Annotated in this window: 14 protein-coding genes; 6 read left to right on the top strand and 8 right to left on the bottom strand. The window is 63.3% G+C overall.

The features are described from left to right. Nucleotides 1-69 precede the first annotated feature (69 nt). The 3 genes from gyrB (at nt 70) to GAU_RS04135 (ending at nt 4,574) form a co-directional block, all read left to right on the top strand. Complete coding sequence (gene gyrB, locus GAU_RS04145; RefSeq protein ID WP_012682302.1) at nt 70-2,046, top strand: DNA topoisomerase (ATP-hydrolyzing) subunit B; 1,977 nt, start codon at nt 70-72, stop codon at nt 2,044-2,046. A 119-nt stretch (nt 2,047-2,165) separates the two neighbouring features. Further along, nucleotides 2,166-2,528 (top strand): carboxypeptidase regulatory-like domain-containing protein, encoded by a 363-nt coding sequence (locus tag GAU_RS04140; protein WP_041265245.1) that lies wholly within the window; start codon nt 2,166-2,168, stop codon nt 2,526-2,528. 216 nt (nt 2,529-2,744) lie between these two features. Continuing rightward, complete coding sequence (locus tag GAU_RS04135; RefSeq protein WP_083765439.1) at nt 2,745-4,574, top strand: methyl-accepting chemotaxis protein; 1,830 nt, start codon at nt 2,745-2,747, stop codon at nt 4,572-4,574. Nucleotides 4,575-4,642: 68 nt separating this feature from the next. On the opposite strand, the gene GAU_RS04130 is transcribed toward GAU_RS04135, so the two are convergent. Beyond that, nucleotides 4,643-6,142 carry an FAD-dependent monooxygenase gene (locus tag GAU_RS04130; protein ID WP_012682299.1) on the bottom strand — a complete coding sequence of 500 codons (1,500 nt, stop codon included), beginning with the start codon at nt 6,140-6,142 and terminating at the stop codon, nt 4,643-4,645. A 162-nt stretch (nt 6,143-6,304) separates the two neighbouring features. Here GAU_RS04130 and GAU_RS04125 point away from each other — a divergent pair, with 162 nt between their 5' ends. After that, complete coding sequence (locus tag GAU_RS04125) at nt 6,305-6,898, top strand: hypothetical protein (protein ID WP_012682298.1); 594 nt, start codon at nt 6,305-6,307, stop codon at nt 6,896-6,898. Between the two features lie 44 nt (nt 6,899-6,942). Next, nucleotides 6,943-7,593, top strand: a complete 651-nt coding sequence (locus GAU_RS04120) for a class I SAM-dependent DNA methyltransferase (RefSeq protein WP_197526044.1) — start codon at nt 6,943-6,945, stop codon at nt 7,591-7,593. Nucleotides 7,594-7,648: 55 nt separating this feature from the next. On the opposite strand, the gene GAU_RS04115 is transcribed toward GAU_RS04120, so the two are convergent. The 3 genes from GAU_RS04115 to GAU_RS04105 form a co-directional block, all read right to left on the bottom strand. Then, nucleotides 7,649-8,623, bottom strand: a complete 975-nt coding sequence (locus tag GAU_RS04115; RefSeq protein ID WP_041265244.1) for an SRPBCC family protein — start codon at nt 8,621-8,623, stop codon at nt 7,649-7,651. A gap of 2 nt (nt 8,624-8,625) precedes the next feature. Continuing rightward, complete coding sequence (locus GAU_RS04110) at nt 8,626-8,979, bottom strand: ArsR/SmtB family transcription factor (protein ID WP_012682295.1); 354 nt, start codon at nt 8,977-8,979, stop codon at nt 8,626-8,628. Between the two features lie 88 nt (nt 8,980-9,067). Then, nucleotides 9,068-10,090 carry an AraC family transcriptional regulator gene (locus GAU_RS04105; protein WP_012682294.1) on the bottom strand — a complete coding sequence of 341 codons (1,023 nt, stop codon included), beginning with the start codon at nt 10,088-10,090 and terminating at the stop codon, nt 9,068-9,070. A 144-nt stretch (nt 10,091-10,234) separates the two neighbouring features. Between GAU_RS04105 and GAU_RS04100 the strand changes: the two genes are divergently transcribed. Beyond that, the gene (locus GAU_RS04100; RefSeq protein WP_012682293.1) at nt 10,235-10,849 is read left to right on the top strand and encodes a hypothetical protein; all 615 of its coding nucleotides are present in this window, start codon (nt 10,235-10,237) and stop codon (nt 10,847-10,849) included. A 12-nt stretch (nt 10,850-10,861) separates the two neighbouring features. Here the strand turns inward: GAU_RS04100 and GAU_RS04095 are convergent, their stop codons facing one another. The 4 genes from GAU_RS04095 to GAU_RS04080 all read right to left on the bottom strand — a co-directional run bounded on the left by GAU_RS04095 (nt 10,862) and on the right by GAU_RS04080 (nt 17,062). Further along, nucleotides 10,862-13,546, bottom strand: coding sequence for a DUF5916 domain-containing protein (locus GAU_RS04095; protein ID WP_041265243.1), 2,685 nt, complete (start codon nt 13,544-13,546; stop codon nt 10,862-10,864). A gap of 68 nt (nt 13,547-13,614) precedes the next feature. Beyond that, nucleotides 13,615-14,694, bottom strand: a complete 1,080-nt coding sequence (locus GAU_RS04090) for a HEAT repeat domain-containing protein (RefSeq protein ID WP_041265242.1) — start codon at nt 14,692-14,694, stop codon at nt 13,615-13,617. Then, the gene (locus tag GAU_RS04085; protein WP_012682290.1) at nt 14,691-16,673 is read right to left on the bottom strand and encodes a M56 family metallopeptidase; all 1,983 of its coding nucleotides are present in this window, start codon (nt 16,671-16,673) and stop codon (nt 14,691-14,693) included. The genes GAU_RS04090 and GAU_RS04085 overlap by 4 nt, the downstream gene beginning before the upstream one ends. After that, nucleotides 16,673-17,062: a BlaI/MecI/CopY family transcriptional regulator gene (locus GAU_RS04080; RefSeq protein WP_012682289.1), complete on the bottom strand. Its 390-nt coding sequence runs from the start codon at nt 17,060-17,062 to the stop codon at nt 16,673-16,675. Before GAU_RS04080 ends, GAU_RS04085 begins: the two co-directional genes overlap by 1 nt. Nucleotides 17,063-17,199 lie beyond the last annotated feature (137 nt).

Below are 17,199 nucleotides of genomic sequence, written 5' to 3'. Positions count from 1 at the left end.
GGGCTCCATTCTGGTAGATTTCAGGCTTGTGTTTCCAAGCCACTTCCAGCACGAGTTCAGCACGTCCTCATGGCCAACAGCAACGCCCCCGAAGCGCAGGAAGACGAGAACGAGTACGGCGCACACAGCATCACCGTCCTCAAGGGCTTGGAAGCCGTCCGCAAGCGCCCGGGCATGTACATCGGCTCCACATCGGCGCGCGGCCTGCACCATCTCGTGTATGAAGTGGTGGACAACTCCATCGACGAAGCGCTGGCCGGATTTGCCAAGCGGGTCGAGGTCACCATTCATGCCGATGATTCGATCAGCGTAGAAGACGACGGTCGCGGTATCCCCGTCGACGTGCACCCGATCGAAAAACTGCCCGGTGTCGAACTCGCGATGACTGTGCTGCATGCCGGTGGCAAGTTCGACAAGAACACCTACAAGGTGTCTGGTGGCTTGCACGGCGTTGGTGTGTCGGTGGTGAACGCCCTGTCCGATGTCCTCAAGGTCTGGATCAAGCGCGACGGCAAAGAACACTTCATGGACTTCGCGCGTGGTGTCACCACGACGAAGCTCAAGACGTTGCGCAATGTGCCGGCCAAGGAAACGGGCACGAAGGTGTGGTTCAAGCCTGACGCCACGATCTTCCAGGAAACCACGCGCTACGAGTGGGCAACGCTGGCGAATCGTCTGCGCGAACTGGCGTTCCTGAACAAGGGCATCCAGATCACGCTGCGTGACGAGCGCCCTGACGAAATGAAGGATGGCCAGCCCCGCGAAGAAGTGTTCTTCGCGCGTGGCGGTCTGCGGGAATTTGTCGTGTTCCTCACGGGCAACAAGAAGCCGTTGCACCAGGATGTCGTGTACCTCGACACCGAGCGCGACGACATCGGCATCGAGATGGCGCTGCAGTACAACGACAGCTATGCCGACAACGTCTTCTCCTTCGTCAACAACATCAACACGCACGAAGGCGGCACACACCTCACCGGCTTCAAGAGCGCGCTCACCTCGGTCATCAACAAGTACATCGAGCGGTCGAGCAACCTGAACAAGAAGGACAAGGAAATCCGCCTGTCCGGTGATGATGTGCGCGAAGGGCTCACGGCGGTGCTGTCGGTCAAGGTGCGCGAGCCCCAGTTCGAAGGGCAGACCAAGACCAAGCTCGGCAACTCCGAAGCGGAAGGTGCGGTGCGCAGCGTGATGAACGAGCTGCTGTCACAGTACCTCGAAGAGCATCCCAAGACGGCCAACGCGATCATCGACAAGGCCATCTCGGCGTCACGGGCTCGTGAGGCGGCGCGAAAGGCACGCGACCTGACGCGCAAGAAGAACGCGCTCGATGTGGCCGCGTTGCCTGGCAAGCTGGCCGATTGCTCGTTGTCCGATCCCGCGCTCTGCGAACTCTACCTCGTCGAGGGTGACTCGGCCGGCGGTTCGGCCAAGCAGGGACGCAACCGGAATTTCCAGGCGATCCTGCCGTTGCGCGGCAAGATCATCAACGTGGAAAAGGCGCGCTTCGACAAGGTGCTGTCGAACGAAGAAATCCGCACGATCATCACGGCGATCGGCACCGGCATCAAGGATGAATTCGATCTGGGCAAGACGCGGTACCAGAAGATCATCATCATGACCGACGCCGACGTCGACGGCGCGCACATTCGCACGCTGCTGCTCACGTTCTTCTTCCGTCAGATGCGCGAGCTGATCGATGCCGGCTACATGTACATCGCGCAGCCACCGCTCTATCGCGTGGCCAAGGGCAAGGAAGAGTTCTACGCGTACTCCGAGAAGGAGCGCGATTCGTTCTCCGAGCGTCTCGGCGGCCCCGAAGGCCGTGGCAACATCATGGTGCAGCGCTACAAGGGTCTCGGTGAAATGAACCCCGCGCAGCTCTGGAAGACGACCATGGATCCGGAAACGCGCACGATGCTGCGCGTGACCATGGAAGATGCCGTGCTGGCCGACCAGACCTTCCAGACCCTGATGGGTGACGACGTGGAACCGCGTCGTCAGTTCATCGAGAGCAACGCCCGCTTCGTGAGCAATCTGGACGTTTGACCCGGGCATGATCTCCTGCCACCGCGCGACACATACCGGCGGTGGCAGGCAGGGCCGAATTGCTTGCTGGAGATGACGAACCGCATCATTTTGAGGATGCCCCCTCTCCTGGAGTCACAATGCGCAGGACACCCATCCTTTTCCTGGCCGCTGCGCCCGTCGCCGGCCTGCTGGTTGCCTGCGGCGATCCCAAGGTGACGTACGTGCATGTGCCCGCACCAACCGCCCAACAGTCCACGCACCTGCGCGGCCGCGTCATCGACGCGATTTCAGGTGAGGGGTTGGTGGGCGCACGAGTCACCACCAATGGCGTCTCGACCACGTCGGGTTCGAATGGCAACTATGTGCTGGGCGGGTTGGGGGTCGGGGCGACCGAGCTGGTCACGAGCCGCGTCGGCTATGACACACTGCGTGCCCAGATCCCACTACCGGGTGGCGACTACGAATTCACCGCGCGGCTCAAACAGAGCGCGACGCCCTAGGCACCCGGCGCGCTGACGACTCGCCGGCTGGAGCGATCCGGTCACGACGTACCGCCGGCGCGGAAGTATCGGTACGCCACCGACACCACTTGAGTGGCATACATCACCGCCTATTGCTCTGCCGGTGATTGTCATGCGCATTGCTCAAGTGCGCAACCATTGCGCCGATACCCAAAGTACTGCGTAGAGGTCAGGCCTTTTCGGAGGTGAGGCGACGTGAGGCGTCGCTGGAACCAACCACACCCCTCGCAGTGGGCATCCGACGACGGCTGCTCTCTCCAACGGATCGAGGATCAGGTGCATTTTTTCGGGTTCCGGCGCGGGTCATCAGCGGCAACGAAATTGGCGGCAATTGAAAATGTGCAGGGCTGGGTGGAGTTCTCACCCTCCGGCCGAATCGTCGAGATCAGTGACCATCTGTGCCAAAGCCTGGGATACACCCGAAAGGAGGTCCTTGGTCAGAATCATCGTGTGCTGTGCGATCCCGCGTACGCGGCTTCGGTCGCCTACGCCGACTTCTGGGCGCAGCTTCGTTCGGGCAAGACCGATCGTGGTGTGTACCCCCGTCGACACAAAGACGGCAGCGACGTGTTCCTGCAGGCATCGTACACGCCGATGCGCCGGTTCGGACGTGTCACACGCATCATCAAGTTCGCCACCGATGTCACCGAGGAACGCCGGCAGTTGGCCGCGACGGCCTCACAGCTCGAGGCGATGAACGCGACGCAGGCCATCATCGAGTTCTCGCTCGAAGGCATGGTACAGCATGCCAACGACAACTTTCTGCGAGCGATGCAGTACGAAGCGGTGCAGATCATCGGACATCATCATCGCATGTTCTGCGATCCGGCGTTTGCGGCCACCATCGAGTATGCGAACTTCTGGAAGCGGCTTCGTGCCGGCGAGGCATTCTCCGGCCGCTATCCGCGTGTTCGCAAGGATGGTGCGACGATCTGGATTCAGGGTGCGTACACACCGCTCCGGGACGCGAAGGGTCTGGTCACCGGGGTGATCAAGGCCTGTACGGATGTAACCGCAGAAGTCGAACGGGAGCACGCACTCGCCGCCCTGGTGCGTGAAGCCGGTGATGTCCTCAACGGCATGGCGAGCGGTGATCTCACCGGTCGCGTGAGTGAGCACTATCAGGGTGAACTGGAACGCATGGCGTCCGGTCTCAACCGCGCCGCGGCATCGCTGGCCGACACATTGAGCGAAGTGAATGCGGTCGCGTGGTCCATGAAGGAATCGGTGACGCAACTGGCCGATGGCACCGTCGACCTGGCGAATCGCACCAATGCACAGGTGAGTGCACTCGAAGAGACGGCTGCGGCCATGGAAGAGATGACGGCGAGCGTGCGGCAAAACGCCGATCGTGCCAAAGCAGCAGAAGACGTAGGCCGCCAGACGCGCGCAGCAGCGCAGCAGAGTGGGCAGTTGATGGCCGAAGCCATGGCGGCCATGACCGCCATCAGTGAGAGTGGCAAGCGCATCGGCGACATTACCCGTGTCATCGACGAACTCGCGTTTCAGACCAACCTGCTGTCGCTCAATGCCGCGGTCGAAGCGGCGCGCGCTGGCGATCATGGACGGGGATTTGCCGTCGTCGCCGGCGAAGTGCGCCAGTTGGCCTTGCGTTCGGCCAATGCCGCCAAGGAGATCGGAGATCTCATCGACGAAACCATGCTGAGAGTCCGCGATGGAGGCCGAGTCGTTGGCGAAACCGCCGAAGCGTTGAGCGGCATCGTCACGGCGGTGGAGCATGTGACCGGATTCATCGAACACATCAGCGCGGCCGCTCAGGAACAATCCGCGGGCATCGAGCAGGTGAATGGGGCGGTGTCCACCATGGATGGGGCCAACCAGCAGAACGCCGCACTGGCCGAAGAGTTGTCGGCGGCCAGTCAGTCGCTGGACGAGCAGTCGGGTATCCTGCAGCAGCAGATCAGCGCCTTCCGCCTTGATGCCAACCAGCCACCGAGGGGTGGTGAGAATCGGCATCAGTGGAGTTCGCGCACCGTACGGGACACTACGCGCGCCGTCGCCTGATGGCGTCGTGAACCTGTGGGGGCGGGGTGCTGGTGCCGCCCCCGCAGGTTGACCATCCCGTGTTTCCCCTAGTGTTCTGCGGGCGCCCCGAACCACATGGTCAGTGCGTCCGTGAGTCCCGCTTCCGCGCCGTCGCCAACCCACGCGACATACCCATCGGGGCGAACCAACACGGCAGTGGGCGCCGGGATCGCGCCCAGCACCGGCAGTATCCACGCACGGTCGTATGTCGCGTGCACGTACGGCACACGGTCCGCCCACGCGGCGAGGTCGCTCGTGCGTGGCGCACCAAAGTTGAGCAACACCGGCCGCGCCGCGTGCAGGAAACTGAAGACACGCCGCGGGCCGCTCGTGGTGATGATGTCCAGGTCCGGCATGCGACGACCGAGCAGTGGATGTCCCGGTCCCAGATCATATCGGATGTCCAGTCCCGACATCATGCCAGCGATGTGTTTGCGTGGCTCCTCCATCCTGAGCAGGTCGCCAAGGATATCCCGCACGGCCAATGTGCGATCGTCCTCCCGATGCAGCGCCACCTGCGCCATCGTGGTCTTGAGCACCCGTGCACCAACCGGGTGGCGCTCAGCGTGATAGGTGTCGAGCAGACGGTCCGGTGAGGTGCCCCTCACCACCTGCGCCAGCTTCCATCCGAGATTCACCGCATCCTGCACGCCGGCGCTGAGTCCCTGGCCACCGATTGGTGAGTGGATGTGCGCGGCATCGCCCGCCAATAACACACGCCCTCGGCGATAGGTCGCGGCCTGCCGCGTCATGTCGGTGAAGCGGGAGATCCAGGTGGGACTGTGCACGCCGTAGTCGGTTCCGCACGCGGCAGTCAGCAACGTCCGGAGATCATCCAACGTGGGTTCGGTGGTGGCATGGGCATTGGGTTCAGTGACCATCACCCCAATAGGCCCGATTTCCTTGTAGACGATCGCACCATCCTTGATCTCATACTCGGAGCGGCCGAAGGCGTAGGTACCGGCCGCCGAGCGATGTACACCGTAGGGCGGCGTCTCCGTCATCTCCACTTCGGCGAGGAGATTGCTGGTGGTGGCGTCCCACCCCGGGAAGTCGATGTCGGCGGTCTTGCGGACGATGCTCCGTCCCCCGTCGCACCCCACAAGATATGGCGTGCGTAGTGATCGTCCGTCGGCGAGTGTGATGTCGACACCGCTGTCATCCTGCACAAAGCCGGCGATCTCGTGGCCGTAGAGAATGGGCACCCCGAGTTCAGTGACCCATTCGGCCAGGAGGCGTTCGATGTGCTTTTGCCGCAGCGCGAGGCCGTAGTTGTGGCGCGTCGGGAAATCGCTGATATCGAGGCGCGTGACGCCAAAACCGGTGACCTGCGCGGCTTGTCCCGCGGATAGAAATCGCTCGGCGATACCACGCTGGTCGAGCACTTCGATGGTGCGCGACGAGATGCCGAGCGCACGCGCCCCCGAGAGTTCCTGATTGGGTCGGCGCTCGACGACCACAACGTCAACCCCTGCGAGCGCCAATTCTCCAGCGAGCATGAGTCCGGTTGGTCCACCGCCCGCGATCACGACCGAATGACTGATCATCGCAACTCCTGGTCAGAATGAGGCGCGCAGTATCGCTTCCTGCATGGGCCTTGCCGCAAGCCTCCCGGTCATTGATATATGTCCGTGGGGGCGTTCGAGGAACGCCTCTCCAAGGGGTGGAGTCGCACACTTCACGCCATTGCCACATGGAGACGCTCCAGGATGCACGTATTGTTCCGAGCCGCCTGTGCCGCACTGGTACTGTCCACGGCCTCCCGTTCACTTCTGGCGCAGGATCAGGCCAGTGAACATCTCGCACGATTCGGCGTGGGCGTGGCGCCGACATGGCGCGGTATCGGTGCCGATAGCGAACGTCGTGTCGGCATGTTCGGTGAAGTACTTGTCCGAAAGCCGAACACTCGCGTGTCGCCTCGTCTGACGCTGGGGATTGCACATTTCGGGTCGCCTTTCGAACATGAAGGACGACTCTGCAACCCCGATGGGCCATGTGACTACTACGCCCCCCGCGTCACCGTGGCGAGCGAAGCGATCGGAGCAGAGTGGCGCGCCTGGCAGCTTGGCCCACGTGCCGTGCTGGCGTTGAGCGGGTATCAGGTGCTCTCTCGTCCCGTGCAGGGGCCGTCGCTGAATGATCCCGGCGCGCGGCGTGGCGTCCGAAATACGGTGGGGATACAGGCCGGAACGATTGTCCCCGTATCACGGCGCATTGACATTGAGGTACGCTACGAGTGGTTGGCTCAACCGATTGAATCCACACGATTCTTCCTGCCCGTGCTGGTGCGATTCAATTGGTAGTGCATTCCCCGAGAGGGGAGCACACAGCATCCCACCACGGATGCATGATGACGAGAGTTCGTATCCCGGAGAAACCTGCCTTGTTGCCGAAAGACGCGGTTGTTGGCCTCTACGAACGACACGCGCACATCTACGACCGCGATCGCGGACGCTCTCTACAGGAACGCGCATGGCTGGATCAGTTCCTGAGCCATGTGCCTGTCGGCGGTACGGTGCTCGATGTGGGGTGTGGCATGGGTGAACCCATTGCGCGCTACATCATCGAGCGCGGCTTCTCGGTGGTCGGCGTGGATTCGTCACCGTCCATGATTGCGCGCTGCCACGTGCGTTTCCCCGAGTGCACCTGGCATGTTGCCGACATGCGCACGCTGGCCCTGGGACGCCGGTTCGATGGGATCGTGGCGTGGGACAGTTTCTTTCACCTGGGCATTGGCGAACAGCGTGAGATGTTTCCGCGTTTCGCCGCGCACGTGAACGCGGGTGCGCCGCTGCTGTTCACGAGTGGACCAGCCGAGGGCGAGGCGATCGGCAGCTACGGCGACGAGCCCCTGTATCACGCGAGCCTTTCCCCGGCGGAATACGAGACGTTGCTGCGTGATCACCGTTTCACCGTGCAGGCGTTCAACGGGCATGATGCGGAATGCGGTGGGCATACGGTGTGGCTGGCGACCAGCGATATGCCATCGTCCACCTGACGGACGGCGTGTCGCGATGGAGGGTCGCAGGCAGACCCTCCATCGCCTCCAGAAGTCACGCCGCCTTCAGCACACTCTCGAGCCGCGCATAACTCGTCTCCATCCCGGTCGTCATGCCCGTGCCGAGGATCATGTCGCGCAGCTCCTTGGTGGGATAGGTGATGACCAGACTCATGAGGGTACCGCCAGCCACCGGGGTGAGCGTGAGTTCGTTGCGCGTGGACGGACCTTCGGTGTCGGCCATCCGTTCGGTGGTGACTGCACGGTAGGGCGCCGCCAGTTCCAATAGCTCGCCTTCGAAACCGAAGCGCTGTGTGCCGTCGACCTGCGCCCACTCATAGCGATAGTGATCGCCGACTTTGTTGGCGACACGGCACACGGGCATGGTCCATCCGTCCGGCCCGGTGAGCCATTGCTGCAGGAGCCCGGCGTCGTGATGCGCGCGCCACACCTGCTCTGCACTGCCGCGAATCACACGGCTCACGCGTACCTGCGTGTCACTGAGCAACTGCGCTTCCGTGGCCCGGCCCGCCGCAAAGGACGCGAGATCGGCCAGTACCGCATCGGTCTGACTCATCGCCGACTTGATACCGTCGACCATGCCCATGTTCACCAACTGCTCCATCGCCTCGACGCTCGGAAACGTGGTCACGTTCTGCACGCGCGATCCGGTGGCCGTGCTCTGGAACGTGAAGACCATCTCCATGGTCGGCATCGCGGGATCGGGCGCACCGGTGGCATCACCAAACCCATCGATCAGTGCGAAGCGCTTGAGCGGCTCCACGGCGGTAAAGCGAAACCACCCGTGCGCCTTCGTGCCATCGGGACCCGTCATGTAGTACTGCGACTCTCCACCTACTGCCACCTCGTGACGGATGAATGTCGCTGGCCACTCCACAGGGCCCCAGAAGCGCTCGAGCTGGCGCGGATCCACATGTGCATCCCACAAGCGCTCCACGGGCACGGCATAGTCGCCGATGACCGTCAGCGTGAGGTCCTTGGCGTTCGAAACCACTTCGGTGATCGGCATGACTACTCCTTGGGTGGGCGAGGTTCGGCGAGAATGGCGTCGAGCAGACTGAAGCGGGACATCCAGAGCTGCTCCAGTTGCATCAGCAAGGCGCGGGCCTGCGCGAGACGTTCCGGGTTGGCGCGCACAATGCGTTCGCGCCCCTGCGAGTGCTTGGTCACCAGGCCAGCCTCCTCGAGCACGGCCACATGCTTCTGCACCGCGGCGAAGGACATGTCATAGCGCGACGCCAGCGTCGAGACAGAGGCCGGCTCGTCCGAGAACAGGTGCGCCACGATGTCGCGCCGTGTGGCATCAGCCAATGCCCGGAACAGGCGGTCCAGCTCGGTGTCGGTGAGACGAGAACGTACAACCATATGGTTGTATATTATGATCGACCCTATCCGAACACAAGGGGCAGTGTGAGCCTCTTGGCGATCGCCCAGGCGTACGTGCAGACCCGCTTCACGTGGTGGCCCGATACGCGCCGGGCGCTTTCCCCGTCCACCGCCGAAAGGCACGATGAAATGCGCTGGGCTCGGAAAAGCCGAGCAGAAATCCCACCTGACTGGCCGACGTGCCGGGCGCCGACAGATGTCGCAGGGCAAGATCGCGGCGCACATCGTCGAGCAGCTTCTGATATGAGGTGCCGTCGTTGCGCAGCGCGCGCTGCAGATTGCGATCACTCATCGCGAGTTCACGCGCCACTTCGCGGAGTGGTGGTACACTGCCCTTGAGCCGCTGCACCAACACCTGCGCGACCTGATGCGAACGCGATGCCGGACGATCGAGAGCGGCGATCAGCGCGTCGGCATGCTGTTCGAACGTCGCCAACAACATCGGGTTGGCTGATCGCACACGCTCGGCGAGATGCGATGTGGGCAGGATGAATCGATCCTCGGACATACCGAAGCGCACCGGTGCACCAAACACCCGTTCATAGCGTGCGCGAGCATCGTTGCCGGGCCGTGGCCGTCGCAGCCACACTTCCTGCGCTGTCAACGGTGTGGACGCCAGCCGACGCAATTCGCGCGCGATACCACCGAACAGGGCGTCGATGGCTTCGGTGGGCCGCCGCAGCAGGTAGTTGTCGATGGACGTGATGAACGACGGCCTGCAGTACGTGACGGACCCTTCACGCACGATGGTCACCCGCAAGCCGTCATTCAGCACCCGCACATAGCGAGACAACCGATCGAGTACCTCTTCGATCGTGCGGCAACTCAGCACGACATACCCCAGGATGTCCAACGTTCCCGGGCTGTAGTCCTCGGCCATGTGCAGCCCTACCAGTTCATCGCCAGTAGCCTCCACCGCGGCGGCCCAGAGACGCTCCACCTGTCGGCCCGGCACACGGGCGTCGGTCTCCAGTGGCACCGGCAGGTCGATACCGCAGCGGTGTGCAATGGACTCAGCAGGCGACCCATGCGCCTCGAGGTACTGCAACATGTCCACGACGATGGTCGCGGCAAGCGTGCTTTCAGGCATTCGCGTGGTGGGAGTGCACGCCCAGGACGGCGGGATGGAACAAGAAGATGGCGCCTCCGGTCAACGACCGCCACGCGGTGCGACCCTAGCCTTCCGTCAACCCGCCGGGAGCGGGGGACACCTCCATCAGCCAAGGACCATCCGATGTCATTCCCGCACGCATTTCGGCCTGCCAGACGCCTTTGGGGCGCACTCACGCTGCTGTCGTTTACACCGTTGACCGCACGGGCCCAGACCAAGACCGAACGGCCTGCGTACTCGGTGGCCGCCGAAGCTGACGCGATCTCGTTTTTCATCGGAGGTTACTCCGGTATCGTGAATCTGACCCTGCGCAACGGCTTCCAGATTGCCGTAGGCACCGGCAGTTACGATGTGCCGCGCTTCCTCACGGAAGGCGACAAGAACAACGACGTGGCGGAGTGGCAGGCGCGATCGACCTCGGTGCAGGTCATGCGGGTGGGCTATCGCTTCCGCGGACCGATGCGCAGTGGACCGGCACTGGCGGCTGTGGTACTCAACCAGAACTGGCGACTGCGCTCGGAATCACTGGGTGGCGAAACGCGCTTTCGCCCACTGAGTGTAGGGTTGTCCGGTGGGTACTACGCGAAGTTTGGGAAGCACTTCTACGTGTACCCCACCGCAGCATTCACCCGCAACCACGTCGTCTCGGGATCGCCGTCCCTCCATGGCGTCGCATACACGGTCGAGAAGTTCGGCCCCAACGCGTCGATTCACGCGGGATGGGAATGGGGGCGCTGAACGCCCCCCTTGTCACCGGAATGAGAGTGGCAGCCAGTAACTCGCCTTGAGCGCGAGCACCTGTGTGCCATCGGCACTCAGGGCATCCCAGAGCGCGCCGGGTCGTACGGTGAGACCACGGGTGCGCTGCGCTGATCGGTCTTGTTGCCACACCACAAAAAGTGTGCACCCCGGCCGCCATTCCCAACGCATCACGGCATTGCTGCGGAACGAGCGCAGGTTGAAGTCGCTGTTGCCCAGCGTGAAGGTCGTTGCGCCATCCGTCACGACCCGTGTGCCGGTGCTGTCGGGTGCCGAGATGGTCGTGCCATTCGTGCCGTAGGTGCGCAAGTCACGATCGAGTCGGGCTCCGAGTTCACCGTATTCATGATACCGTCCGCTGGCGGCAAACGGTTCGGCGTAGGTCTCGAAGGTGAGGTTTGGTGTGAGCGCAAAGTTGAGACGGAAGCGCAGGCTGTACTGCACCTGGTCCACATGGGCAAAGACGTAGCGTGAACCAAAGGTGGCCGCCGTGCCGTTGGCCCGGGTCGCGACATACTGGCGCGCATTTTCACTCTGACTGAACGATGGTGTCAGTGAGAGTTCCACGCGTGTACCGGGACGCAAGGTGAGTGCACCGTCCATGTCAAACGTGTAGCTGCCATCCTTCGACGTGGAGGCGCCGGCCGACGCCGACCAACTCGTCCGGGCACCGGAGCGACTCGAAATGCCAGCGCCGAGCGACTGACTGCCATAGACCTGCATCAGCGGACCACCACGCGTCAGGTCATCGGATGTCGCAGGAAGATTCACCCCGAGTTCCACCCAGGACCGCAGGAAGTTCTTCAGCGTCTGGTTGCTATACAGTTCGAAGCCATTGTACGTGGTCACACCGCCGAAATTCCAACCGGCGAACTGCGAGACGCCCACATCCCAGTTGTGGAAGTACTGACCACGCTTCGTCTGGCGATACCGCAGATTGGACGACTGACTGATGTCATCGGTGCCACCGAGACGACCGACATCGTTGATTTCATACCCCGGCGACTCTGCCGAGAAATCGAGATCCCACAGCCATGACCCACTGAGCTTGCTGTGATTGATGCCGGCGAAATAGCCGTTCATCGATGTGAGACTGGGATCCACGCGCACGTACCCTGCGTCCGGGCGCTGGAAGAACCGCCGACTCGATCGCTGTTGGGCGAGCATGGCCAGAGAGTCACCGGCGATGTGACTGAATCCGATGAAAGCACTCGCGTCATACCCACCGCCGGCCCATCGCAGCCGTGTATCCGCAAGTCCCGTGTAGGCCCGCTGGGCCAGCACCCGCTCCGCCTGGCTGCCGTTGGTGAGATCTCGCTCCACGGCTGTGAACATGGCATAGGCCGTCGATCCATCCTTGCCGAATTCCTGCTGCACGACGCCCACACCGTACAAGGTGCGAGGCGCGACTTCGGCGGTCGTTTCGGTGCGTTGCGCGGCATTGAAGACGCGCGCATTCTCCTGCGCGCTCAGGGCCGTCAGCCCAGCGAAGGACAACTTGGACGGCAAACGCCCAGACACCTTCGCCGCGCCCAGAATGGTGGTGTTGTGCGGGACGTCGGCGTAGGTGCCGCCGGGGTTGAGTGGAGGCGGCGCACCGATACGGCGCGAATAGAAATTGCCACGCGCGTTCAGCAACTGCGTGCCTTCGGTAAAGAAGGGTCGCCGTTCATCGAAGAACACCTCGAATGCCGACAGATTCACCACTGCCGGGTCGGCTTCCACCTGACCGAAGTCAGGATTGATGGTAGCCTCCAGTGTGGCATTGGGCCCGAGGCCGATTTTCACGTCACCGCCAGCACGGACTTCGCTCCGGTTCTTCGCGTCGTACGGATTGGCGGGATTCACGGTGCTCTTGGCTCGTGTATCACTCGCCACATACGGCAACACTTCGAGCCGCTGACGCGCACGCAACCCACGCAAGCCGGTGAGTTGTCCCATGCGTGAGGACCATCCGGTCTCGTTGCGCTTGATCAGCATCCAGTAGTCGGACTCGTTCCGGTCCGGTACCAGGCGCACAATATTCACGCCCCAGTTCTGTTCGTCGGCTGTACTGAAGCGCAACTGCGAGAAGGGGATGCGCATTTCGGCGGTCCATCCCTTCGCATCAACGGTGGTGCGCACTTCCCACACCGGATCGAAAGTGTAGTCACGCGAGTTCTCGAAATCCGAGCCGTGGTAGTAATCGACACGCACCCCACCGGAGGTCACCGAAAACGTATAGGCGGTACGCCGATCGCCAAACGTATCAAATGACAGAATCAGTTGCTCGGCACTCCCTTCCTTGTCGCGACGGGCCACCAGCGGCCGGATACTCTCGGGATGGCTGCTCATCATGCGTGCCCCGATGTACAACGCCTGATTGTCGTACACAAAAGTCACGAGCGTCGAGTCGCTCTCCGGAGATCCTTCCGCTGGCTCGCGTTGAATCAACCCGCTGACATAACGCGCCGTCTGCCAGGCCGCCTCGTCCAGCCGCCCGTCGAGGTGAATGGACCCGGTGGTACGGGTGGCCTCCGCGCGACCAGGCTCCCCCACCAAGAGTCGCTGGAACGGCGTGGAGTTGCTGCTGCCCGGCGTGCCACTGCCAAGTGCGGGCTGCGCATCCGTACGATCGAGCGCGACGAGCATCAACGCGACGCCGAGTACCGTCGCGCGGGGAAACAATGCAGACATGAACGGGAGGGAGAGTTTCGCGCGCGGAAACGCGGGAGAGAACGGTAGGAGAGTTCGTGCAGTCTACTTTAGTCGCGCGAGCCGTTCTCGCGCAGTTCACCAAGCGCTTCGGCGGCGGCCCGCCGGACTTCGGCGTCCTGGTCCTGCAGCATCCGCAGCAGTGGCGCGTTGGCCTTGAGCGAGCCGATCTCGCCAAGCGCTTCGGCCACGTGCACACGTACATCGCGGTCGTCCATATCGGCCAGCGCAATGAGCACATCGAGCGTAGCCGGATCGTGCAGTTCAGCGACCGTCATGGCGGCAATGCGGGCCAGCTTCCGGTCGCTCGACCGGCACGCCTCCAGCAGCGCTGCTGGCGGATGCTCGAGATCATCCAGCTCACCAATGGCGTGGGCCGACGCATAACGAACCTCTGCGTCGGCATCACGCAGCGCTGCGCTGAGCGCATCCAGCGCACGCAGATCCGCGATCTCACCCAACGCGTAGGCCGCAGCGCGGCGCACGGGCGCGTCGGCATGACGCAAAGCACGCTGGAGCGCTGGCACCGACGCCGAATCATCTTCTTCGGCAAGCGCCCAGGCGGCCATCGCCGCCTCCGCGCCTCCGCGCCGAGCCAACATGGCTTCCAGCGCGACCCGGGTCTGGCGCTTCTCGCCGGAGCCAATGGCATACGCGGCAGCCTCACGCACGGTGGCGGAGGGATCATCCAGCAGTCCAGTCAGACGCGAGGTCGCCACACTGCTCCGCCCCAACCATCGGGCGGCGACACGACGCACACACGGGTTGCCATGAGACAGTGAGGCCGTGAGCAGTTGGATCGTGCCCGCATGTTCGATACGTCCACTGAGCGAATCCTGCGCCGCACGCTGGTTGGCAGCCGCGTCGCCAAAGTCTCCGATTCGGCTGGCACGTCCCCACCAGGAGTTGCCCATACGGTCGGCAAACACTTCGCAGATGAGAGGGTCTCCCTTGTCGAGCGCGATGAGCAACGAGGCGACCCGCAGTGAATCCGGCCCAGGGTGTTGCTCACGCACGATTCCAGACGACTGCAGGCTGGCCGGAATGGTGACACGATCGAGTGCGCTCACCGTGGTCCAACCCATCGCGGCAATCGCGGCGGCGGCAAGTCCTACGCGCACCGGGCTCATGGCCGTTCTCCCAGGGCTTCGGCGGCCCGACGACGTACGGCGGGATCGCTGGAGTTGAGCGCCTCACGCAACGCGGTCCGCGCTTCCGGGCTGCGCAGTTCGGCCAGTGCTTCGATGGCCGCTTCCCGCACATGCTCGTCGGCATCGCTCACCATCTTCCGGATGGTGGCTACGTTGCCGAGGGTGGGCTGTTCTTTCACATATTCGAGCGCGGCGTGCCGCACATCGGCCGATGCATCGCTCAACAGCGCGGCAATTTGCGGGGCGCTCAACACGGCCTTGAGTTCACACAGCGATTCCAGCGCAGTCGATCGTACGTCCTCGGAGGCATCGCTCAGCAACCGCTGCAACGTGGGGATCGCATCACGATCACCGATTTCTCCGAGCAGTTCAGCGGCCTTGGCGCGCGTTTCTGCGCGAGCATCCTGCGTGCTCGGAAGGATCTGTTGCACCGTGAGCTCTTCGGCAAAATCGTCGAGCGCATCGAGGGCGTGCTGCCGAACTTCCGGTGAGGCATCGGTGAGCAACCGTGTCAGGGATGGCACGGCACGAGCATCCCCGATATGACCGAGCGCTTCACAGACGGCCACCCGGACATCCTTGTTCGCATCATCAATGGCCGCGATGAGCGCCGGCACAGCGGCCTTGCTGCGCAGGTTGCCCAGTGAACCCGCTGCGGCGCGGCGCACGCTGGCATCAGCATCCTTGAGGCGGGCAATGAGCGCGGTGATGACGGCCGGATCATCGGCGTCGGTTGGTTCGCGGCGATCCTGGTGACGCTCTTCGTCGGCCTCGTCCAGCGCGGCACTGAGGCGCACCGTTGGCTCGTCGGTCGTCGACCCGATGCTGGCGCTCGATGAAACAGGTCCGTGGGTACGCCGCACGCCGGGTGCTGCGGCCACCACCGCGGAAAGCAGTACCGTGGCCGTGGCGATGGTGAGCACCCGCGACAGGGGCGAGCTGGCGCGGCGTCCTTCGGCACGGCGTCCTTCGATGAGGCGCGCAATGCGTGTCACCAACAGTGAACGCTGCTCTGCCATGCCCGCCACCGGCACTCCGACCGGCGATGCCTCGATCCACTCGGCCACACGGGCCAGGCAGTGGGCCAGTGGAAGGCCGTTTCCGGTGCGCTCGGCAGCCCAGTCGTCGCACAGGAACTCCGCGTTGCGCTGGATTTCCTGGCGCGCCAGACGATTGAGCGGCTGAAAGAAGAACACCCGCTCGATGAGGGACGCCACGTCCAGCCACACTGGATCGCGGCGGGCAAGATGTGCGAGTTCGTGTGCGAGCAGTCCACGTTGCTCGTCCGACGTGAGCTCCGTCAACGCCGCCTCGGGCACACAGATCTCATGCAGTCCAAGTGCCACCGGACTCGAGATCGTGTTCACCGACGTGAGCGCCACATGTGAACGGAACCCCACCGCACGACGCAACGCGTCGAGCATCACCGGCAAGCTGCCCTCGGTGATGTGCTGCCGATTGGCGAGACGACCCACCAACATCAGACGCCGAGCCACGTACACCAGCGAAAGCACGAGTGCCACCACCGCCCACGCCGCGAAGAGCAGCAGTTCGATCCCGACTCGACGGGATCCTGCGGGAGTCGGCGTCGCCGCCGCGGCGACAAGCGGTGTCGCAGGGGCCATGGCGGTAGATCCGCTCACGACGGGCTCGTGCTCTTTGGCCTGCTCGTGTGACGATCCTGCCGCCGGAACGATCGACGAAGATCGGTCCACCAGCGATGCGACGGGGAGGCGTGCGCCTTCCAATGCGAACGATCCGAAGGGTCGCACATTGAAGCCCAATTGCAGAGTGGACGTGAGCAGTCCACCGACGAGCGCGAGCTTCCAGATGAAGTCGAGCGTATGCATCGACAGCCGCCCCCATCGCGAGAGCAACCAGGCGAGAGCCAGCAGTACGGTGCTGTGAATGGCGTAGGTCAGCAGCCACGCGAGGGCTGTCCGCGTCATCGCTTCCATTACTGGGACTCCGGCTTGGGGGCAGCAGCATCGAGCATGGCGCGGATCCGCTCACGGTCACCGGGGCTGATGTCCTGTGCAGTGAGCAAATGACTCACCAGCGACGGCACATCACCCTCGAACAGCCGGGTGGTGAGCTCACTGACCATCGAGTGGCGGGCGGCGTCTTCGCTGACCACGGCACGGTAGACGAACTGCCGGGCGCTGGTGCGATGACTCACGGCCCCACGCTTTTCGAGGCGCGACAGCATGGTGGCGAGGGTGGTCTGGGCGAGACCACGCTCCTCATGCAGCGCTTCCCAGATCTCGACGACGGTAGCTTCGCCGCGCTCCCAGAGGACGCGCAGGATAGCCAGTTGGAGGGCGGTGAAACTGTGCTGCTCAGACATGAAGGCTCCGGTTATTACTACAAGTGTAGTTTTACACCTGTAGTTGAAGCCTGTCAAGGCACATGGCTCGGTGAGCCGATCGGCCACCCCTACGGCATTGGATGCCGGTTGGTGCCAAAGGGTTCAAATGGGATCGC

This window comes from Gemmatimonas aurantiaca T-27 (genome assembly GCF_000010305.1).
In the GTDB taxonomy this organism is placed as follows: domain Bacteria; phylum Gemmatimonadota; class Gemmatimonadetes; order Gemmatimonadales; family Gemmatimonadaceae; genus Gemmatimonas; species Gemmatimonas aurantiaca.
This window is presented reverse-complemented; position numbering and strand designations above follow the sequence as displayed.